Origin of the sequence: Microbulbifer agarilyticus (assembly GCF_019800665.1) — a bacterium.
In the GTDB taxonomy this organism is placed as follows: domain Bacteria; phylum Pseudomonadota; class Gammaproteobacteria; order Pseudomonadales; family Cellvibrionaceae; genus Microbulbifer; species Microbulbifer agarilyticus_C.
Map to the genome: position 1 here is coordinate 71,503 of NZ_JAHVKO010000006.1, position 20,485 is coordinate 91,987.

General features: G+C 58.5%; 14 protein-coding genes, 4 tRNA genes and 1 pseudogene. 16 read left to right on the forward strand and 3 right to left on the reverse strand.

The window, feature by feature from the left end:
- Position 1: 1 nt before the first annotated feature.
- Both pstS and KUV22_RS14930 read right to left on the reverse strand, forming a co-directional pair.
- The gene (gene pstS, locus KUV22_RS14925) at positions 2 to 1,126 is read right to left on the reverse strand and encodes a phosphate ABC transporter substrate-binding protein PstS (RefSeq protein ID WP_222232456.1); all 1,125 of its coding nucleotides are present in this window, start codon (positions 1,124 to 1,126) and stop codon (positions 2 to 4) included.
- A gap of 94 nt (positions 1,127 to 1,220) precedes the next feature.
- Entirely contained in the window at positions 1,221 to 3,164 is a 1,944-nt protein-coding gene (locus tag KUV22_RS14930; protein ID WP_222232458.1) for a PhoX family protein, read from the reverse strand.
- A gap of 307 nt (positions 3,165 to 3,471) precedes the next feature.
- On the opposite strand from KUV22_RS14930, the gene KUV22_RS14935 reads away from it, so the two are divergent.
- The 3 genes from KUV22_RS14935 to KUV22_RS14945 all read left to right on the forward strand — a co-directional run bounded on the left by KUV22_RS14935 (position 3,472) and on the right by KUV22_RS14945 (position 9,276).
- Positions 3,472 to 6,081: a TonB-dependent receptor gene (locus KUV22_RS14935; RefSeq protein ID WP_222232460.1), complete on the forward strand. Its 2,610-nt coding sequence runs from the start codon at positions 3,472 to 3,474 to the stop codon at positions 6,079 to 6,081.
- Between the two features lie 256 nt (positions 6,082 to 6,337).
- Positions 6,338 to 8,272, forward strand: a complete 1,935-nt coding sequence (locus tag KUV22_RS14940) for a phytase (protein ID WP_222232462.1) — start codon at positions 6,338 to 6,340, stop codon at positions 8,270 to 8,272.
- Positions 8,273 to 8,361: 89 nt separating this feature from the next.
- Positions 8,362 to 9,276, forward strand: a complete 915-nt coding sequence (locus KUV22_RS14945; protein WP_222232464.1) for an aldo/keto reductase — start codon at positions 8,362 to 8,364, stop codon at positions 9,274 to 9,276.
- Between the two features lie 374 nt (positions 9,277 to 9,650).
- Here the strand turns inward: KUV22_RS14945 and KUV22_RS14950 are convergent, their stop codons facing one another.
- On the reverse strand, positions 9,651 to 10,607 hold the full coding sequence (locus tag KUV22_RS14950) for a hypothetical protein (RefSeq protein WP_222232466.1): 957 nt from the start codon (positions 10,605 to 10,607) through the stop codon (positions 9,651 to 9,653).
- A 195-nt stretch (positions 10,608 to 10,802) separates the two neighbouring features.
- Here KUV22_RS14950 and KUV22_RS14955 point away from each other — a divergent pair, with 195 nt between their 5' ends.
- The 13 genes and pseudogenes from KUV22_RS14955 (at position 10,803) to tuf (ending at position 20,436) form a co-directional block, all read left to right on the forward strand.
- Entirely contained in the window at positions 10,803 to 12,332 is a 1,530-nt protein-coding gene (locus KUV22_RS14955) for an alpha/beta fold hydrolase (protein WP_222232468.1), read from the forward strand.
- The gene (locus KUV22_RS14960; protein WP_222232470.1) at positions 12,329 to 13,075 is read left to right on the forward strand and encodes an ABC transporter ATP-binding protein; all 747 of its coding nucleotides are present in this window, start codon (positions 12,329 to 12,331) and stop codon (positions 13,073 to 13,075) included. The genes KUV22_RS14955 and KUV22_RS14960 overlap by 4 nt, the downstream gene beginning before the upstream one ends.
- A 47-nt stretch (positions 13,076 to 13,122) precedes the next feature.
- Positions 13,123 to 14,295: an ABC transporter permease gene (locus tag KUV22_RS14965; RefSeq protein ID WP_261319595.1), complete on the forward strand. Its 1,173-nt coding sequence runs from the start codon at positions 13,123 to 13,125 to the stop codon at positions 14,293 to 14,295.
- A gap of 46 nt (positions 14,296 to 14,341) precedes the next feature.
- Positions 14,342 to 15,085 (forward strand): annotated as a pseudogene (locus KUV22_RS17575) (alanine racemase); the annotation flags it as partial.
- A 33-nt stretch (positions 15,086 to 15,118) separates the two neighbouring features.
- A complete protein-coding gene (locus KUV22_RS17580; protein ID WP_449288827.1) occupies positions 15,119 to 15,523 on the forward strand; it encodes an alanine racemase in 405 nt (134 codons plus the stop codon).
- A gap of 66 nt (positions 15,524 to 15,589) precedes the next feature.
- Positions 15,590 to 16,585 (forward strand): bifunctional biotin--[acetyl-CoA-carboxylase] ligase/biotin operon repressor BirA, encoded by a 996-nt coding sequence (birA, locus tag KUV22_RS14975; RefSeq protein WP_224919312.1) that lies wholly within the window; start codon positions 15,590 to 15,592, stop codon positions 16,583 to 16,585.
- 75 nt (positions 16,586 to 16,660) lie between these two features.
- Entirely contained in the window at positions 16,661 to 17,458 is a 798-nt protein-coding gene (locus KUV22_RS14980; RefSeq protein ID WP_224919405.1) for a type III pantothenate kinase, read from the forward strand.
- Between the two features lie 117 nt (positions 17,459 to 17,575).
- Positions 17,576 to 18,316, forward strand: coding sequence for an SPOR domain-containing protein (locus tag KUV22_RS14985; RefSeq protein WP_222232480.1), 741 nt, complete (start codon positions 17,576 to 17,578; stop codon positions 18,314 to 18,316).
- Between the two features lie 163 nt (positions 18,317 to 18,479).
- Positions 18,480 to 18,555, forward strand: a tRNA-Thr gene (locus tag KUV22_RS14990).
- Positions 18,556 to 18,666: 111 nt separating this feature from the next.
- A tRNA-Tyr gene (locus KUV22_RS14995) sits at positions 18,667 to 18,750 on the forward strand.
- 80 nt (positions 18,751 to 18,830) lie between these two features.
- Positions 18,831 to 18,904 (forward strand) — tRNA-Gly (locus KUV22_RS15000).
- A 108-nt stretch (positions 18,905 to 19,012) separates the two neighbouring features.
- Positions 19,013 to 19,087, forward strand: a tRNA-Thr gene (locus KUV22_RS15005).
- Positions 19,088 to 19,242: 155 nt separating this feature from the next.
- The gene (gene tuf / locus KUV22_RS15010; RefSeq protein ID WP_222232482.1) at positions 19,243 to 20,436 is read left to right on the forward strand and encodes an elongation factor Tu; all 1,194 of its coding nucleotides are present in this window, start codon (positions 19,243 to 19,245) and stop codon (positions 20,434 to 20,436) included.
- The last annotated feature ends 49 nt before the right edge of the window (positions 20,437 to 20,485 follow it).

Here is a 20,485-nt window from a genome sequence, read left to right on the forward strand (position 1 = left end):
GCTATTTGATGTACTGCGCGGCTTCGCGCACTTTCTCGCGTACATTCTGCGGCAGAGGAATATAACCAAGCGCATTGGCCTCTGCCTGTGCTTCATCACTCAGCACATAGTCCACCAGCCTGCGCATTGCGGCCGCCTTATCGTTGTCTTGATCCACATATACCAGTAGCCAGGTGAAGCTGACAATTGGATAGGCGTTGTTACCGGTTGGGTCTGGTACCCATGCAATCAGGTTAGGAGCATTGTTGCCCGGCAGGGTACCGGCAGAGAACTGTGCATTGGCCAGCGCAGCGCCGCCGGCCGCAGGGCCCGGCGAGACAAAGTTGCCCACCTTGTTTTCCAGCCGTGCCACCGGCAGGTCAGTCAGTTTGGCGACGCCATAATTCACGTAACCGATGGCACCGGGGGTCTGCCTGACTTCTGCGGCGATACCATCGTTTTTCGGCGCGGATACGAAATTGGCGCCGCCAGGCCAATTGGGTGTGGTCGACTGACCTACCGCAGACTGAAAATTGTCATTGATGGCGCTCAGGTGGCCGCTAAATACATACGAGGTGCCGGATGCGTCCGCCCGTGTGACTACGGTAATTGCACTGTCTGGCAGCACAACGTTAGGATTCGCCGCGATGATTCTTGGATCTTGCCAGTGGTCAATCTTGCCGAGGAATATTTCCGGGTAGACATCTCGCGGCAGTTTTAATTCGTCTACACCCTCCAGGTTGTAGGCGAGCACTACCTCGCCCGCGGTCACCGGTAACAGTACGACACCCTGCGTTACCTCGGCGATTTCACGCTCCGTCATCGCCGCATCGGACGCCGCGAAATCCACCACGCCAGCGATGAAGTCCTGAATGCCCGCGCTACTGCCCTTCGGCTGGTAATTCACCTGCACACCCGTCTCTGAACGGGAGAAATCTCGGAACCATTTCGCGTAAATTGGAAACGGAAAACTAGCGCCAGACCCATTCAGTTGGACCTGCACGCCATTGTCCACAGTGACTGCGTCAGTAGTTACTTTTTCGTCGCGGGATCCATCTGAGCAGGCGCTGAGAAGAATCGCCGTCAGTAGCAATGCTTCTTTGCCAAGTGTGCGGTTTATGCACTTCCATGTTGTCAGCAAAAACATCCTGGCAGGTCCTTTGATGGCGTTGAGTGTCGTGCACCTGTACTACACAGGTGTTCAAAAAATACTAGCCAAATGCACGGCACGCAGTATCACATCAGCTGCCAATAGTGCCGCCGTCATTCCGCCGAATGGCCAGTACCGATGGCCGCGGCGGCAGCTCCGGATCGTTGTCCGGCCAGCGGTGCAGTGGGTTGTCGAAGGTTGAGTTATCCACATCTGCCGGGTGCTGCACCGCGACAAACAGGGTTTTGCCGTCCGGGGTGAATTCCGGCCCGCAGATTTCTGCGCCCTCCGGGCAGCCGAAGAAGTGCTTGGGCGCTGCGCGCAGTTCGCCTTCGGTCGCCATGGCCCAGAGCCCATCGTGGAAGCCGAAGTCCTCGCAACCATCGGTGGCTATCCACATATTGCCGCTGCTATCAAAGACAACGTTATCCGGGTTCGCAAACCAGCCATGTGGCGATATGTTGCCGGGCTGTTGTCCGTAGGCGCCGCGCTCGGCGGGATCTTCTGCATTGGGGTTGCCGCCCAGCAAAAAGGTATTCCAGCGGAAGGTGTCGCTTGTGTGATCGCGCTGGCCGTTTCGTCCCGGGGGAACAATCTCCAGTACATGCCCGGCGGTATTGCGCGCACGTGGGTTGGCTGCATTTTCCTCCCCGGCCTTGCGCTTCTTGTTTTTGGTCAGCATCACATAGGTACAGTCGTTTACCGGGTTGGTTTCCACATCTTCCGGGCGGTCCATCGGCGTGGCACCGATCAGTTTCGCTGCACGCCGACAATCAATCATTACGTCTGCCTGATTGCGAAACCCGTTTTCTGGCGTCAGTGGGCCCTGTCCGAATATCAGTGGCAACCAGGTTCCACCACCGCCTTCGCGGAACTGGCCGGCATACAGGGTACCTTCCGTGAGCAGATCGCGGTTATGGGTGTTATTGCGGGGCAGGTAGTTCTTCTTAGACACAAAGCGATACACAAACTGGTGCTCGTCGTCATCGCCTCCGTACGCCACCACCGGTGCATTGGGTTTGCTGACTACCGTAAACCCTTCGTGTTCGAAGCGGCCGAGCCCGGTGAGCTTGCGCGGCTTGGATTTTGGGTCGTAGGGGTCGAATTCCACCATCCAGCCAAAGCGGTTTGGCTCATTCGGTTCTACGGTGATGTCAAAACGACGATCGTAGTCGCCCCAGTTGCGGTTTTCCGGTTCGATGCCAAACGCGTGGTGGTTGCGTGCCTCGATCTCGTCGGCAACATTGTCCGGGTCGCCCTGAAATGCGCCGCCAAAACCTTCCTCGGCAATCAAGACCGTTCCCCACGGAGTCTTGCCACCCGCGCAGTTGCCCACAGTGCCAAAAACTTTCGTACCACTCGGGTCCTCGCTGGTCTGCAGGCGTTTGTCACCGGCAGCATCACCAACAATTGCCATTTCGGTGGTGAGAGAAATACGGCGGTTATAGGGGCTCCCCAGTACTGCTTGCCACCCTTCTGCAGTCTGTTCAATTTCTACAATGCTGTGCCCGCAGGCTTGCTGTTCCACCGCGATATGCGCGTGGCTGGTGCCACGATTCGAGCTACGTTCGGTGTAGCCACTGAACATTAAATGCGGCTGTGTGTATTCGTGGTTTACACAGAGCAGGCCGCGTTTGCTGTTGTTGCTCAGGTTGTGTCTGTCGCCTTCGCCGGGTACTGCGTCGGGATCCAGTGGCATAAACGCAAGAAAGTCGTTGTTGTAACCAAAGCGGCGGGATTGTTCGTCGGCATCGAGGGTATCTGGAGAGAAGGCACCGGCAAAAGCATCCAGAGAATCCCCCCAGCGCAGTAGCAGGTCCGCACTGTAGCCATCCGGCAGGTGATGTTTGGAATCCAGCCCGTGGGGAATCTCTTCGAAGCCGAGATTATGTGTATTTTTCGGGTTTTTCTTGTCGCTGCAGCCGTGTAACAAACTCGCACTGGCAGTAGCCGCCGCGGTGGCGCCGATTGTTTTCAGTAACGCTCTGCGCTGAGCGTTGTGTGGCACCCGGTCGCCGTGTTTGTGGTCTGTCATAAATTGTTCACCAAAATTTATTTTGCTTTCCTAGCGGGCCCGCTCTCGTGTCCAGTCGCGGGCCCAATCGCGGGTCGAGCCGCGGCGCCAGAAGCTGATTTGTCGCTAAATCCTTCTGGCTTGTGTCACGTTCGGAACCAAGCCTAGCGGCGCAATATGACAAATTTAAAAAAAACGTAACGCAAGATTCACATCCCGAGTCTAGCCTGCGCTCGCAAATCAACAGATCGGACTTGGATTTACACGCCAGATTACCGGTCGCCCAACTGCTTCTGTTTAAAAACTACCTCCAACGGGAACGGGGACTATGACTAAGACGGTATTTAATTTGAAAATGCTGGCGCCGCTTACGGCTGCGGTAATCAGTGTCAATGCAGGCGCACAGGAAGTGCCGAATGCAGGCGTAGAAACACAAGACGAATTGATGGAGACCATTGTGGTCACCGCGCAGGCCGCCAACGCGCGCAGTGATATCGAGCGCCAGCGTGAATCCAATAAAGTCGTTGCCGTGCAAACCTCTGAAGCGATCGGCGAGCTGCCGGATGCTAACGTCACCGAAGCGCTACAGCGTATGGCGGGCGTGTTTATTTCCCGCGATCAGGGCGAGGGTCGCTTTGTCGGTGTGCGCGGCATTGATCCAAACCTGAACGCCTCCACCATCAATGGCATGAGCCTGCCGGCGCCGGAAACCGATAGCCGTGCCGTGGCTCTCGATGTTATTCCCGCTGACCTTCTCGCCAGCCTGGAAGTATTCAAAACCCTGACTCCCGATATGAGCGCCGACTCCATCGGTGGTGCCATCGAAATCAAGAGCATCAACGCGCTGGATTACGACGGCCAGACCTACAAGGTGAGTATTGAGAATGGCTATAGCGAATTGCAGGGCGAAAACAGCCCGAAGTTCGCCGGCACTTACACCAATAAATTTGACTTGAACGGTCGCACCCTGGGTGTTGCTGTTGCCGCTTCGCACCAGGAGCGTAACTTCGGTTCCGAGAACATTGAAACCGACGGCGTGTGGGAAGAGTTTACCGCGCTGGATGGTAGTAAAGGCATCACCGCTGCGGAAATCGAGCAGCGCGACTACACCGTGACCCGCGAGCGTACCGGTCTCGCCGCGAACTTCGATCTGGAAGTCGCCGAAGGCCAGCAAGTGTATCTGCACAGCCTGTATTCCGATTTTTCCGATGACGAGCAGCGCCAGCGTAACTCTTTCAAGCTGGATGAAGAAAATGATGATCCGTCCAGCGTTTCCGCAACCTCCGCGACCTGGTCGGACGCCGCGTTGGAAAAAGAGCTGAAAGACCGTTACGAAGCCCAGGAAATTCTGTCACTGGTTGCCGGTGGTTCACACGACATGGATACCTGGGGTGTGGAATACGCACTGGGCTATTCCCATGCGGAAGAGTCTGAACCCCATCGCCGCGACACCACTTTCGTACAGGAAGGTCTGGAGCTGGGCTACACCAGCGCGGGCAAAATCCCGCAAATGTTCGCTGCGGATGCCAGCGCCTTGGATGCCGCCAGCTACGAGCTCGACGAGATCGTCATCGAAGACAACTACACCGATGATGAAGAAGTCAGCTTGCGTATCGATATTCGTCGCGATATCGAAGTGGCTGGCAATCCATCTGAATTGAAGCTCGGCCTGCACGAGCGCCGCCGGGAAAAAACCGGTGACCTGAATGCCACCATCTATGACGGCTTCGGAGATGACTACACCCTCGCCGATTTCGCCGCCAACGGCATCGATTACGACCTGGGTACCTTCGGCCCGAGCGCCAGCAAAAGCGCCATCAACGCATTCATTAATGCGAACCTGGCCAGTTTCGAAATTGATGAAACCGATACCGCACTGGATTCCGCGCGCGACTACTTGATGAGCGAAGACATCTCTGCGCTCTACGTGATGAACGATATCGACTTCGGTCGCGCCAACTTGGTCTACGGTGTGCGCTACGAGGCGACGGACTTCTCCGCTCAGGGCTACCGCGTGGTTGAGGCCGGTGAAGCGATCCCCGGCGCAGTAGAAATTGCCGAAGACGTCTATGTATCCGAAGTGGAATACGCTAACGATTACAGCAAGCTGTTCCCGAGCGTGAACTTCAAGTTCGATTACAGCGATAACATTGTACTGCGCGCAGCCTACACCGAATCCCTGTCCCGCCCGTCCTTTGGCGCGTTGAATCCGTCTCCGGCAGAGATCGAGTACGACGAAGGTGAATTGAAGGTGGAAGCCGGTAACCCGCTGCTGGCCCCCTACGAAGCGCGTAACTTCGACGCTTCCTTCGAGTACTACGCGGATGCCTTGGGCATGTTCTCCGTGGGCGCTTTCTACAAGCAGATCGACAATTTTGTGGTGACTGCCGATGTGTCCAGCACGGCCGACTACAGCATGTATGTGGGTAGCCTGGCCGTGGATGAAGCGGAAATTTTCCAGCCGATGAATGGCGACAAGGCCACCCTGAGCGGCGCCGAGCTGGCCTGGACCCGCGGCTTCGACAATGGCTTCCTGCTGCGCGCCAACGCCACCCTGACCGACTCCGAAGCAGACCTGGGCCTGGGCGCCGATGCCGAACGTAGCAACAAGGTTGCGCTGCCATCGCAAGCGGATCTGGTGGCTAACTTTATCGTCGGTTATGAGCGCGATGCGTTGAGCCTGCGCCTGTCTACCGCCTACAAGGGCGAGCGCCTGCTGGAAGTGGACCTGGAAGACGAGGCTTTCGACCTCTACGAAGACACCCATATGCAGGTGGACCTGTCCGCCAAGTATCGTTTTGAGAACGGTATGCAGGTGTTCTTCAATGCGGTCAACCTGACTGATGAACCTTTCTACGCCAATCGTCGCGGCTACAACGGCCAGTACGAAGAGTACGGTCCTGCCTATGTACTGGGCGTGACCTATAGCACTTTCTAATAAAGGGCTATTCGCGATCTCTTTGTGCTAACTGCTCCGCGGAGAGTTAGTGCCGGAGGTCACAGCAGCAAGCCTGGGCGCTGCAGGGATACCTGGAGCGCTCGGGCTTTCTGCTATTTTTTTACATGGGATTCATTGGTCATCTGTTTGCCACATTCCTGTCACGGGAGCGGCGTATTTTGGCCGATGCACTGGCGCGGTCTTTCAGGAAATTAGACCGGGCCTGCACAGTAAGAACCTGCAAAACGAATGAATTATGGCGTGTAAAACCCTGTTAAAACTGTTCAGCACATTGGCCGCCGCGGCCTTAATTGGCGCGTGCGGACCGCAGATTGGCAAAGAGGCGACGACGCCGAAAGGTATCGCCGCGGAGCACCAGTTGGCACTCACCGATGTTGTATCGAGCCAATTGGCGCCACTTTCCCTGGGTGGCAATGAATACCTGTTGCTCGCTAGCGAGAAGCGCGGTCTGGTTCTGGTGGACAAGGAAGGCAACGAAAAGCTGGCGTTGGATGGCGGTACCGTAGAGCGCTTTGCCTTGCATCCGCTGGAGCAAGACAGCTGGCTGATTGCCGTCTATGACGAAGACGGTGGCGAGCTGCAGCTGCGCCTGCTGGACGTGGAAGAGGGCAGCCCGCGGATCCGCTACCTGGCGGCGATGGCGACGAGCGCCCCGCAAGTAGCCATGTGCTTCTCCTCGCAGGCGGGGCGCACACATCTGTTTGCGATTGATGAGACGGGTCTTGGTCACGAGTATGTGGTGCACCCCCGTGAACAAGCCTGGACCTTTACCGGCCTGCGGCCGCTGTATTTTGGTGAGCAGGTGTCTTCCTGTGTCGTCGATGATCGCAGGGGCAAGTTGCTGGTTGCCCAGCCACCTTTGGGCATCTGGAGCCTGAATGCCGATGCGGAAATGGATGAGGCGCGTCAGGTGTTTATCGCGGCAAGCGATTTGCCCGAGGGCGAATTCGGTGGCCTGTGGCTGGATGAGGTCAATGGCAATCTGTGGCTGACCGTCGCAGAAAAAGTCATGGCCTTCAATATCAACGATCCTGCCCTGGGGCCACTGTTTGTGGAAACGCTTGCCGATATTGAACCGGTATCTGCTGCGGTGCAGGGTGAGGCACTGCTGGCTCTGGAGGAAGAGAGTGACCAGGTACATCGCTTTGCGGTGTCCCTGCCACAGCCACCCGAAGAACTGCAGGCGTTCCGCGGCCCGGTCGAGATACCGCGCGTGCGTGCCAGCGGTCAGACCGCACCGGTCGCCTCCGGTGGCGATGCCGCCGACGACCCGGCAATCTGGGTTAACCCGGCCAAGCCCAGCGCCAGCCTGATTCTCGGTACCGACAAGAAGAGTGGTCTCAGTGTGTATGACCTGAATGGCAAGCTGGTGGAGCACTTCGAGGTCGGCCGGGTAAACAACGTGGACCTGCGCCCGATGCAGCACGGCAAGTTTGTCGCTATTGCCGCGGCTACCAATCGCACCGATCCGGGTGTCAGCCTGTTCGGTATTACCGCAGCGGGCGCGGTGGAATATCTGGGGCTGCGCAACCTGGAAATGGAAGATCCCTACGGTCTGTGCGTGTACCGCAAAGGTGCCGACCTGATGACCTGGGTTTCCGACAAGGAAGGCGCCGTGCAGCTGCTGCAGATTGTTCCCGGTACCGGCAATGTGGATTGGAGCCTGCGCAAGGTAGCTTCACTGGAAGTGGCCAGCCAGGTGGAAGGCTGTGTGGTGGATGATGAAATGCAGATGCTGTTCTTCGGCGAGGAAGACGGTGGCATCTGGCGGTTGGATATTGCCGCATACCTCGCTGGCGAGGCCAAGCCGCAGCTGATTGCACCGGTGGACGGCGAGCGCTTGGCGGCGGATGTGGAAGGCATGGGTTTCTATCACGCCGCGGACAAGAGCTATCTGGTGGTGTCCAGTCAGGGCAACAACAGCTACGCCTTGTTTAATCGCGACGGCAGCGAGTTTGTGGGGCACTTCAAGGTGGACATCAATCTGGACAAAGGGCTTGATGGCAGCTCCGAAACCGACGGCCTGGAAGTTTCCAGCGCGGCGCTTGGCGCGCAATATCCACAGGGGTTGCTGGTAGTGCAGGACGGCCGCAATCGTATGCCCAGCGCGAGCCAGAACTTCAAGCTGGTTTCCTGGGCGGATATCGCTGAAACCCTGCAGCTGCCCTAGGCCAGGGTAAGCCTCAGCGGGGGAGGACCATTCATCCCGCTATTTATGTGAAAATCCGCTGGAATCACTTTGATCCAGCGGATTTTTTTATGCAGCGCATTTCTTCCTCTCTCGCTCCCGATTTTTCTCTTTCCCGCATTGCTTTCGGTTTGTGGCGTCTCACCGACTGGGGTTATTCACCGGCCGAGCGCGTTTCCCTGTTCGAACGCATGCTGGATCTGGGCGTGACCACGTTTGATCTGGCGGATATCTACGGTGACTACCGCTGCGAGCAGTTTTTCGGTGAAGCGCTGCGCCTGAAGCCACAGCTGCGCGAGCGCATGGAGCTGGTAAGCAAGTGCAGCATCCGGCTTGCCGGTGAAGCCTCTGGTGCGCGTATCAACCATTACGACACTGGTGCCGCCCACGTGCGCATGGCCGTTGAAACCAGCCTGCTCGATATGGGTGTGGAACAAATGGACCTGTTGCTACTGCATCGCCCGGACCCACTGATGGATGCCGACGCGCTGGCCGAGGCGCTGGAAACTCTGGTGCAAGAGGGCAAGGTAAAGCAGTTGGGTGTATCTAACTTCCTGCCCCATCAGTTTGACCTGCTGCAATCGCGCTTGTCTTCGCCGCTGGTGGCCAATCAAATCGAAGCGTCACTGCTGCACTCGGTAGCCATGTTCGACGGCCAGCTGGACCACTGCCAGCAACACCGTGTTATCCCCATGGCCTGGTCTCCGTTTGCCGGTGGTCGTCTGTTTAGCGGAACCGATGAAGATGCAGTGCGCGTGCAGCAGGAGCTCAAACGCTTGAGCGCAGCGCGCGGCCTGAATGCAGAGGATGGACCGATGCAGCTGGCACTGGCGTGGCTATTGAAGCATCCCTCGAACATGATCCCGGTGTTGGGTAGCGGTAATCCGCAGCGACTGGAAGCGGCTTTGTCTGCTCTGGAGCTTGAGCTGGATCGGGAAGAGTGGTTTGAACTGCTGCGCGCTGGGCGCGGGCGGGATGTGGATTGATTCAGCTGTAGCGGTGATTCTCAACTCCGCTTTTCTTACGACCCTGTAGTGGCGCTGTAGCACCGGGGTGTTGTTTTTGGAACCGCTGTGAATACGTCCCTGTACGCTGCGTCGCAAACATCCCTGTTTGCGACGCTTCCAAAAACAACACCCCAGTACTCCAGCTTCAATTTGAAGTTAGGCACTTCGGAAGCGAAGGTTGGTCGAAGAGCAGTGGGGAGAGTGAAGGGGCTGACGTCGGGGAAGTTTGCGAGACCTTCTAAAACAGGGATGTTTTAGAAGAGCCCCCGGGGATGGGTTCACGGCGTGTCTCGCAAACTTTCCCGGCGGCAGGGCCGCCAGGGAGAGTGCTACGAGATCTCATCTGGTTTGAGTTACCCGTTGTAAGCGTTATCCGGCACCAGGTCGTAATTCACATCCGCAAAATCAAAGTGCTCCAGCGGTGCCAGATGCATGGGTACCTGATAGCAGCGCAGCACATCGTCGCCGCGGCGATCCATTACTTCCAGCACTTCACCACGAACAGCTTGCAGCAGGCGGTCGAACTCAGTAACCGCTGAAGCAATTACCTTCTTGTATTCCAGATCTTCACCCAACTTGATGTAGCGCGAATCGCCATCGGCCTGCTCGATACGCAGCCAGCCCGGGCCGCGCTCGGCGCCGGCCACGCCCAGTACCAGAGGGCCGCCTTGATCCTGGCAGATGGGCGCCAGCTCAAGGTCTGCAGGCTCCGTATCCACCGCTTTACCAACCCATACCCAGCCAGGCAGGCCGATACGGGTCAGGTGCCATTCGGAAAGCCATACCGTCTGATCGTCATCCACGCGGAATTCGCTGTACTCGCGCTGGCCGCTGCCAGGCGCCAGGTCCACGTTGGCATCCGGGTTTTGCTGGCGGAAGTTGTGCAGTTGCTGGGTCATTTCATAGTTGACCTCCCACTGCTTCTGCAAGCGCCACTGCATCGGATACTCGCCCCATTCCACCAGATAATCCTCGCGCTCGCGCAGAGTCTCCGCCACGCGCCAGAACGCGCCGTCGATCAGAATATAGGTGTCTCCCGGCTTGCTGCCGGGTGCAATAAAGCTGTGTTCGGGGGATGCCTCGGAGGCGCTGACCACGTGTTCGCTGCGGCCTTCGATCACGTCATACCAGGGGAAGCCGTGGCGCAGGGGCGGGGGGAATGCCAGAGGCGGCCGGCCCGCAAGCAGGCGGCGGAACAGTACCGATTTTTCAATTTCCAGGTCAGACAGGGTATAGCCTTCTTTCTGGGTGATCTGGCCCCAGGCAAAAGCAGCCCGTACCAGTTGTTTCTCTCTGTCTGAAAAGCTCATTTCGGCGGGTTCGCAGTGGTTGTTCTGTAATCAAGCGACCGCAAACAATACCATTCGGCGCTAGCTGACGCTACGGCCTTGTGGGGTCATAGCGCAGCGATGGGGCAAAAACTTCGGTAGACTGCGGCAATGAACATTGATGCATCGGTACCGGAGAGCCAATCACGGATGAAGCAGCAGCGAAGGACCAGGGAAATGAAACGACGGATAGCGGTGGCGGCCCTGTGCCTGTTCGCCGGGGCAACGGTGTTTGCCCAGTCGGCCGAAACTCAGGCCGGCAAAGAAGGTTTGGCAAGTGCCGCCGCGCTGGAGCCGACTCTGTGCCACGGCAGTGGCTGGGCGGATGCGCTGCGCTGCTACGCAATACCGGTTGCAGGTTTGCAGGCCGGGCAAGTAGCGGAGCTGACCGTGCTGGTGGCGCCGGCACTGAGCGACGCCCGTCGTGAGCCGTTATATCTGCTCGCCGGCGGGCCCGGGCAGGCATCCTCCGATCTGGTGCAACTGCTTAACCCGCTGCGCAAGATCAATCGCGAGCGGGATCTGGTGTTCGTTGACCGGCGCGGTGCTGGGCGTTCTCAGGTATTTGATTGTGGTCTGAGCGACTCGCCCCCGGCCGATATAGAGCGCTTTGTTGAGCTGCTGGCCGATTGCTATCAAGCGGACCCCGAGCGCCCACTGGCACTAACCAGTCGTCAGGCGGTGGAAGACCTTGAGCAGGTGCGCAAGGTGCTGGGGCACGAAAAAATCAGTCTGTGGGGTGGTTCCTGGGGCACACGCACGGCACTCCTGTATCAGCAGTGGTATCCGCAGTCCCTGCAAAGCCTGGTGTTGGATGGGGTCGCTCCCATCGACAGCAAGGTTTTCCTCACGGCGCAGGCCGCGGAAGCCGCGCTGGTGCAGCTGCAGCAAGACTGTACTGCGGACCCGGTGTGTGGCGGTTTCGGCGACTGGCGCAGCGCGCTGGATTTGATATTGGCGAACTGGGATAAAGCCAGTGCAGTCAGTTTCCCGGATCCGTTTACTGGTCTCCCCTCGGAAGAGCCGGTCGAGAGCTGGATGCTGGCCAACGCAGTGCGCACAGCATTGTACGATCCTAGCGTGGCGGCACAGCTGCCATTCGCGATCGACCAGGCAGCCAAAGGTAATCTGTTGCCGCTGTCCGGTATCGTCGGGCTGTTTGCCAGGCTGGAGGGGAGTATGGCGATGGGGCTCACGTTTTCTGTGGCCTGTGCCGAAGAAGTGAGCCGTATGCAACGCGATGAAATCCTCAGGGATGCCGCGGGTACCTTCCTCGGCGAGGCGTTTGTACAGCCATTTGTGCGCGGCTGTGCGCAATGGCCGGTTCCCTCGCAGGAGTATCCGGTGAGCGAGGCTCGATCACATCCCGTGTTGTTGATATCCGGTAGCGCAGACCCAATCACGCCACCCCTCTATGCCGAACAGGACCTCGACTACCTGGAAAATCGCCAGCACCTGATTGTTCAGGGCGGTGGTCACATCAACAGTGCGCGCGGTTGCATTCCCGATTTGATGGAAGAATTCTTGAATGGCGGCCAGTCGCTGGATCAGGCGTGTGTCGCCGATATCCAGCGCCCGCCATTTATGGCCGGTATGTTTGGGCCCTCTTTGAGGCAAGAGCTGAGACAAGAGTTGCAACAAGAAATACAGCCTCGGCTTAATCCGGAGAGCGAGGCTACGGCCTCAGCAGAGGAGGCGCAGCCATGATTCAGGTGCAGGGTATCAGCAAGTCGTTTGCCGGCCAGCCGGTTCTGCGGGACCTGAGTTTTGAGGTTCCGGACGCGCGTATTACGGCATTGCTTGGTGCTAACGGCGCTGGCAAAACCAGTTGTTTACGCATCCTGTGCGGATTGTTGCGTGCGGAAAGCGGGCAGGTGTTGGTAGGTGGAATCGACCCGGTTCGGGACCCGCAAGGCGCGCGCCGCCAGCTGGGTGTGGTCGGTGATCGCGAGGGGCTCTATGAGCGCCTTACCGTGGTTGAGTATCTGGATATTTTTGCGCGTATGCAGGGTTTGTCCGGGGCCGCGCTCAAGTCTGCGCTGGCGTCGGTGTGTGAGGAGCTTGAGTTACAGAAGCTGTGGCGGCGGCGCATGGGCGGCTTTTCCCAGGGAGAGCGGATGAAAGTGTCGCTGGCGCGGGCGCTGGTGCACAGGCCAAAGCATCTTATTCTCGACGAGCCCACACGGGGTCTCGACGTCCTCGCAGTACGCCTGTTGCGCCGCACCCTGTTGCGCCTGCGATCGGCGGGTACCGCGATTCTGTTTTCCAGCCATGTGATGTCGGAAGTGGCGGAGCTGTCGGATCGCGTGCTGGTGATGTCGCAAGGCCGGATCGTCGGTCGCGGGGCGCCGGATGAGTTGATTGCCGAGACCGGTAGCGAAAATCTCGAGGATAGCTTCGTGGCGCTGGCGTACGGTGAGCGCACGCGGGTGGCCGAGGAGGTGGTCTGATGCGTGGTACAAGTTCGATGCGTGGTGCAAAAGGAAATGCTAAAGCGATGTTACAGCTCAAACTTATGCTGCCGCTGTTGCGCAAAGAGTTTTTAGAGGCCTGGCGCGATCGGCGTGCCCTGATTATGGCGGTGAGCTTTGCGCTGCTGTTTCCGGCGATGATCGCGGGAGGCTCCACCTTCATGATCAAGAAGAAAGCCGAGGAGGTAACCCGGGTTGCGGTGCTCGGCGGTGCGCAGGCGCCATTACTGACCGAACAGCTGGACGGGCCCGGGCTTGAGGTGGTCAGTCTCGACGATGGCGAGCCGCGCAGCCTGCTGGGGCAGGGGTATCACCTGGTGCTGGTTGTCGGCGATGAGTTTGATCAGCGCTACCGCGACTTTCTGGCTCCGCCACTCTATGTATATGTGGACTCATCCAATACCAGTAGCGGCCGCGCGCAGCGGCAGCTGCAGGAACGGCTCGGCGCACTGCAGCAACTGGTGGTCACCCAGCGTCTCGTGGCGCGTGGGGTTGCTACCCAGGTGCTGGCGCCGTGGAAGCTGGAGGTGCGGGATGTGAGTACTCCGTCGGCGCGAGGCGCATTGCTGCTGGCGATGGTTCCGGGGCTGCTCATTCTGACCCTGTTTGTCGCCAGTCTGGCGACATCCGTGGACACCTCTGCGGGGGAGCGTGAGCGCCTCAGTTTGGAAACGCTGTTGTTGCAGCCATTGCCCGCGTGGCAGATCATCACGGCGAAAATGCTGGCTGTGGCGAGTTTGGGGTGGTTGGGCGCGCTGATGTCCATCACCGCATTGGTACTATTAATGCCACTGATGCCACTGGCGGAACTGGGTATCCAGCAGGCGACTACCCTGTCTGGCGTGTTCAGCATGGGGCTGCTGTTGTTGCCGTTGGCGCTGCTGGTGGCGGTATTGCAGATTCTGTTGGCCCTGCGTTCACAGTCATTTAAAGATGCGCAGACCCAGCTCAGTATTTTACAGATCGCCCCGCTGGTGCTGTTGATGGCGCTGGATATGGCGCAGGTAAGCCTTGAGGGGAGTTGGCAGCTGGTGCCGCTGGTAAGTCATCAGCAGTGGCTGAAGGATTTGTTGGTCGGCGAAGTGGTTTCTCTGCCGGCGATGCTGGCGGGTTCCGCCGTCACCTTGCTGTGTGTGGTGGCTGCAGTCTTGTTGGGGGCCAAAGCGCTGCGGCGGGAATCGCTGCTGTCGGCAGCGTAGGCGGTTCCCATTGTGCGAGTGTGAAAAGAGTTTGTTGGGGTAATCGGTGACGATATCGGAACAGGAATGCGAAGGGCTGCTGCGAATAGATCTGGGTGCGGTTGCATCCAACTATCGCACGCTGCGCTCCCGGCTAGCCGACAGTAGTCGGTGCGGTGCCGTGGTCAAGGCTGATGCCTATGGCCTGGGTATCGAACAGGTTGCCCCGGCCCTCTACCGTGCCGGGTGTCGGGAGTTTTTTGTTGCCACCCTTGCCGAGGGGCGGCAATTGCGCGCAGTGCTCGAGTCTGTTTCTGCGGGAGAGTTTGAGAGTGCGGCGAACCCCGGCGCTGCGCGCGAAGCCGTGCACATATATCTGTTGACCGGTTTGCGCCCCGGGTGCGAGGCGGAGTGTGCGGCAGAGGGTCTGATACCTGTGCTGGTCAGCGTGGGCCAGATGCGCAGGTGGTGTCAGGCCACCGCGGATACGCATGGCATCGCGGCTCCCTGCGCGCTCAAGGTAGATACTGGCATGACCCGGCTGGGCATGACCGTCGTTGAATTTCATCAGTTGCTGCAGGACGAGCAGCTGTTGGCTGGCGCGAATGTTCAGTTATTCCTGAGTCACCTGGCCTGTGCCGATGAGGCCGCGCATCCACAGAATCGACAGCAGTTGGATTTGTTTAAGGATTTACTGGCAAAGCTGCGCAGCCTGCATCCGCGGGTGCGCGCCAGCTTCGCTAATTCCTCCGGTATTTATCTAGGTGAGGAATATCATTTTGATCTGGTGCGCCCGGGTTCGGCGCTGTATGGCATTAACCCAACGCCTGCGGCGACCAATCCTATGAGTGCGGTGGTTAATTTGCGCTTGCCGGTACTGCAGCAACGGGAAATTTTTGCCGATAGCGCGGTGGGCTATGGCGCAACCGAAATGGTTGCCGCCGGTAGCTGGTTGGCGGTGGTGAGAGGCGGCTACGCCGACGGTATACTGCGCGCGCAAAGCGGTCGTGGTCGCGGCTGCGCCGTTATTGGTGATCGGCGCGTAGAGGTGCCGATGATTGGGCGGGTCTCCATGGATACTTCGGTGTTTGATATTTCCGTGCTTACTGCGGAGCAGCGGGCGCGCCTGGAAATCATCGAGGTACTGAATGAATCCCTGACCGTGGACCAGATGGGGGTGGCCGCAGATACCATTGGCTACGAAATCCTCACGTCCCTGGGGCGTCGCTACTGTCGTATCTACCGCTAACCCCGTTTGGCCCAAATACCCACTGGAGTAAAACGCTTGAGTTCCCCTGATTCCCCTGGCTCACCTGTGTCCACTAAAAACGAAGCGCTCGGTGCCCTGCGCCCGCTGTTGGAACGGCTGGCGGACGGCAATGTGCATTCCGGAGAGGCACTGGGTGAAGCGCTGGGCGTGAGCCGTGCGGCGGTGTGGAAGCAATTGCAGAAACTCGAGGCCTTCGGTTTGCACGTGGAATCGGTAAAAGGCCGTGGCTATCGCCTGCCGGGTGGATTGGACCTGTTGGTTGAGGAGCATATACGCAGTGGCCTGGCATCGGATGCGGGGACGTTGCTCTCGGGGCTGCACGTATTCGACTTGGTGGATTCGACCAATGCCCGGGTATTGTCTGCGCTGGAAGGTGGTCGCGGCCACGGGATGGTAATGCTTGCTGAGCAGCAGTCTGCCGGGCGCGGCCGTCGTGGGCGGCAGTGGCAGAGCCCGTTCGCCGCCGGCGTTAGCCTTTCCATTGGCTGGCAGTTCAATGGCGGTGTGCAGTTGCTGGAGGGGTTGAGCCTCGCGGTGGGCGTTGCGCTGGCCAGAGCGCTGTCTCGCTTTGATGTGCCGGACGTACGACTCAAGTGGCCGAATGATGTCTGGTGCCGTGGTCGCAAGCTCGCGGGTGTACTGTTGGAGTTGAGTGGGGATTTGACCGACCGCTGTGGTGTGGTGGTCGGTATTGGCCTGAATATGCGCTTGCCGGCGTCGGTGTCCGATGCCATTGGGCAGCCGTGGATTGATTTGCAGGAAGTGCAGCCCGGTATCTCTCGCAATGCGCTGGTGGCGGCCATGCTGGACGAACTGTTGCCGATGCTGGCGGCCTACCCCCAGAGCGGTTTCGCGCCATGGCGTGAGGCCTGGTCGGCACTGGATCAGTTTTCTGGGGCCGATGTGTGCGTACAATCGGCGCAGCAGCGCTGGTGCGGCGTGGCGCGTGGGGTGAATGACAGTGGCGCACTGGTACTGGAAATCGATGGCCAGCCGCAGGTGTTTCATGGTGGTGAGGTTTCCCTGCGACCTGCGTCGTGATTGGCTATTTGGGTGTGCCTCTGCATGCTCGGGTGTCGTTGAGGTTTCCGTGTTGAGAGTGAAATTTTGGCTGAGATGATTCTGGAGTTGGACCAGGGGAATACCCGTGGCAAGTGGCGCTTGCTACGCGTCGCCTCCGCAGGTGCTTCTCAAGTGATTGCGCGTGGGGCGTTTGCGCCGGGCCCCTGGTGGTCCGCCGATCACTTGCCGGATGCCTGGTCTCAGCACAGGCCAACGCGAGTTCGCTGTGGCAACGTTGCCGGGGCGGAGGTGGCGCATCAGATCGCCACGCGGTTGAAGCAGGAATTTGCCGTTCCTGTGGCCTTTGCCCGGGTTTCGCCCGAGTGTGCCGGCGTAACCTGCGCGTATCAGGAGGTTGGCCGCCTGGGGGTGGATCGCTGGTTGGCAGTGCTGGCGGCCTACGCACGAGATCCCTCGCCGGCCTTGGTGGTGGATTGCGGTAGCGCGGTCACCCTGGATTTATTGGGCGCGGGTGGTCAACACTTGGGCGGTTACATTGTGCCGGGCCTGGGATTGATGCGACGCGCCCTGTACAGCGACACCGACGCAGTAAAGGTCGATGAGGTGTTCTCCCAGGGAATGCCGCTTGCGCCAGGCATGAATACCGAACAGGCGGTCAATCATGGACTGCCGTTAATGGTGCTGGGCGCCATTGAGATGGCGCAGCGCGAGTTGCTGCGCCAATTGGCAGCGGTATCCGGCGAGAAAGCTGGGGCGCCCCGGTTACTGTTTACCGGCGGTGATGGCGCTTTTATCGCCTCGTTGCCCACATCTCCCGCTCAGAGTGCGGTGGAGGTTCTCGATGAGCTGGTGATGGAGGGCTTGGCATGCGCGGATCTCGAAGAGGTCTAGTGCTCTGCTCTCTCGCCTGTGCTTCCCGCTCAAGCGGGCGGCAAAGTGTGACTCCGGAGTGTCGCCACTCTGGGCACGGTTTGAATTAATTATGTGGAATAGAACAACGAAGTCCCTATGCGCTGGATATTTTTCTTGTTAGTGGTTGCAAATCTGGGGTTGTTCGGCTGGTTTATGACCGCCGAGCGTACCCCGGCAAAGACAGTTGTGGTGTCGCAGGCGGATCGCGGCGCTGACACCATATCTCTGGTTAGTGAGCTGGACCCTGAAGACTTGGCCGCGCGGGCACCTGCCGCTGCGGCGCAGCCGCCTGTGCCCCCGGTGGCTGAAGCCGACACGGTCGCAGATCCGCTGTGCACCATGGTCGGGCCGTTTGATGAGGCTTATCAGGGGGAGGATGTGGTGCGCCGCCTGCAGGCGCTGCAGGTCGAGGCGGATTTGCGCGATATCGAGATGCAGGGGCAAATGCGCTATTGGGTGTACCTGGCACCGTTGAACTCATCCAAGGACGCCTTCCGTAAGCTCCGTGAGCTCCAGGCCGCGGGGGTGGATAGTTATGTTATCCCCAAGGGGTCGCTGGAGAATGGTATTTCCTTTGGTATTTTTTCCGAGATTGACCGCGCGCAGTCCCTAACCGAGGAGTTGCGGGCGCGCGGATTTGACGCCGAATACCGCGAAGAGCCGCAAACCTATCTGGAGCGTTGGGTTGTGCTCAGTAGTGCCAGTCCTGCGGTGGATGGCGGTTCGCCAGAGCTTGTGGGCGAGGAGTTTTGGCAGCAGCTACAGTTGGATTATCCGGATATCGGACGTCGCCAAAACGTGTGTAGTGAGATACGTGAGGCGGGTGCCGAGCAGTAACAGTGAAATGTCTGCCTGGGGTGAAGAAAAACGACAACAGGCTGTTGCGTGTCGTCATCACTTCCCCTAGAATCCCGCCTCCACTTCAGGGGGGATCAACAACCTTTGAAGTGAGTGAGCCCTCGGGTTTCACAGAGAGGCCGCAAGGCTTCGTTTTGGAGATGCTGACGTAGCTCAGTTGGTAGAGCAGCTGACTTGTAATCAGCCGGTCGGGGGTTCGACTCCTCTCGTCAGCTCCATCTCTATCCTGTTCCACAGGTTGCTGAAGAAGTTCAGTTAAGTGTGTGAATTTTAAGGAAAAACTTGTTGACATCGATCGGGTCGCTGTAGAAAATACGCACCGCTTTCGAGCAGGGGTTCCCGAGTGGCCAAAGGGATCAGACTGTAAATCTGACGCGCAAGCTTCGGTGGTTCGAATCCACCCCCCTGCACCATTATTTAGATGCCTGTGTGCTGGCATCGAGGCCGGAAGAGGTTGTTGCTCTTTTGGTTGGAGGTTTTCGCACGCGATAGCGCGGGCATAGTTCAATGGTAGAACCTCAGCCTTCCAAGCTGATGATGCGGGTTCGATTCCCGCTGCCCGCTCCATTCCATTGTGTGGAGCCTGCTTGGAAAGGTATTTGGAAATTGCAGCTTAGGTTGCAAGAAAGCAGGCGGCCCCGCCTGCGCCGGCTGGATTGCCGGTAGTTGGAGTAAGCTCATGTAGCTCAGGGGTAGAGCACACCCTTGGTAAGGGTGAGGTCGGCGGTTCAAATCCGCCCATGAGCTCCATTATTCGTAACCGCGGTGGCCTGTGTCTCCGCGGTTATTTGTATCCGGGTTTTGCGTTGTTGCGGCCTGGGTGCAAAAGGCTCCCGAGCGGATTTCCGGGGGTTTTTCTTGGTAAGGCCGCGAGTGCGGTTCACGCTTATATTGGGAGGCCCGCAATGGGAAAAGAAAAGTTTGAACGTTCCAAGCCCCACGTAAACGTGGGCACCATCGGTCACGTTGACCACGGTAAAACCACTCTGACTGCTGCACTGACTCGCGTATGTGCAGAAGTATGGGGCGGCGACGCTGTTGCTTTCGACGGTATCGACAACGCTCCGGAAGAGCGTGAGCGTGGTATCACCATCGCAACCTCTCACGTTGAATACGAGTCCCCGACCCGTCACTACGCACACGTGGATTGCCCGGGACACGCCGACTACGTTAAGAACATGATCACCGGTGCTGCTCAGATGGACGGCGCTATCCTGGTATGTTCCGCAGCTGACGGCCCCATGCCGCAGACTCGTGAGCACATCCTGCTGTCCCGTCAGGTAGGTGTACCTTACATCGTGGTATTCCTGAACAAAGCCGACATGGTTGACGACGAAGAGCTGCTGGAACTGGTTGAGATGGAAGTTCGTGAACTTCTGGACCAGTACGAGTTCCCGGGTGACGACACCCCGATCATCGTTGGTTCCGCTCTGATGGCGCTGAACGGCGAAGACGACAACGAAATGGGTACCACCGCTGTTAAGAAGCTGGTTGAAACCCTGGACGAGTACATTCCGGAGCCGGAGCGTGCGGTAGACCAGCCGTTCCTGATGCCGATCGAAGACGTATTCTCCATCTCCGGTCGTGGTACCGTAGTTACCGGTCGTGTTGAGCGTGGTGTTATCAACACTGGTGACGAGATCGAGATCGTTGGTATCAAGGAAACCACTACTACTACCTGTACTGGTGTAGAGATGTTCCGCAAGCTGCTGGACGAAGGTCGCGCTGGTGAGAACATTGGTGCGCTGCTGCGTGGTACCAAGCGTGACGAAGTTGAGCGTGGTCAGGTTCTGGCTAAGCCGGGTTCCATCACCCCGCACACCAAGTTCGAAGCAGAAGTGTACGTACTGTCCAAGGACGAAGGTGGTCGTCATACCCCGTTCTTCAAAGGCTACCGTCCTCAGTTCTACTTCCGTACCACCGACGTAACTGGTGCGTGTGAACTGCCAGAAGGTACCGAGATGGTAATGCCAGGCGATAACGTTCAGATGACCGTTACCCTGATTGCGCCGATCGCAATGGAAGATGGTCTGCGCTTCGCGATCCGCGAAGGTGGCCGTACCGTTGGTGCTGGCGTTGTAGCCAAAATCATCGAGTAATCGGTGAAAGGCGCGACTACAATGTGAATCTGTAGTCGCGCTTGCAAAT

Bases quoted from the DNA above. Each gene is read 5' to 3' on its own strand.
- KUV22_RS14950 (WP_222232466.1), bottom strand. From the start codon at position 10,607: ATGAGCTTTTCAGACAGAGAGAAACAACTGGTACGGGCTGCTTTTGCC.
- KUV22_RS14930 (WP_222232458.1), bottom strand. From the start codon at position 3,164: ATGACAGACCACAAACACGGCGACCGGGTGCCACACAACGCTCAGCGC.
- KUV22_RS14940 (WP_222232462.1), top strand. From the start codon at position 6,338: ATGGCGTGTAAAACCCTGTTAAAACTGTTCAGCACATTGGCCGCCGCG.
- KUV22_RS17580 (WP_449288827.1), top strand. From the start codon at position 15,119: ATGAGTGCGGTGGTTAATTTGCGCTTGCCGGTACTGCAGCAACGGGAA.
- pstS (WP_222232456.1), bottom strand. From the start codon at position 1,126: ATGTTTTTGCTGACAACATGGAAGTGCATAAACCGCACACTTGGCAAA.
- tuf (WP_222232482.1), top strand. From the start codon at position 19,243: ATGGGAAAAGAAAAGTTTGAACGTTCCAAGCCCCACGTAAACGTGGGC.
- KUV22_RS14980 (WP_224919405.1), top strand. From the start codon at position 16,661: ATGATTCTGGAGTTGGACCAGGGGAATACCCGTGGCAAGTGGCGCTTG.
- KUV22_RS14945 (WP_222232464.1), top strand. From the start codon at position 8,362: ATGCAGCGCATTTCTTCCTCTCTCGCTCCCGATTTTTCTCTTTCCCGC.
- KUV22_RS14965 (WP_261319595.1), top strand. From the start codon at position 13,123: ATGTTACAGCTCAAACTTATGCTGCCGCTGTTGCGCAAAGAGTTTTTA.
- KUV22_RS14935 (WP_222232460.1), top strand. From the start codon at position 3,472: ATGACTAAGACGGTATTTAATTTGAAAATGCTGGCGCCGCTTACGGCT.
- KUV22_RS14955 (WP_222232468.1), top strand. From the start codon at position 10,803: ATGAAACGACGGATAGCGGTGGCGGCCCTGTGCCTGTTCGCCGGGGCA.
- KUV22_RS14960 (WP_222232470.1), top strand. From the start codon at position 12,329: ATGATTCAGGTGCAGGGTATCAGCAAGTCGTTTGCCGGCCAGCCGGTT.
- KUV22_RS14985 (WP_222232480.1), top strand. From the start codon at position 17,576: ATGCGCTGGATATTTTTCTTGTTAGTGGTTGCAAATCTGGGGTTGTTC.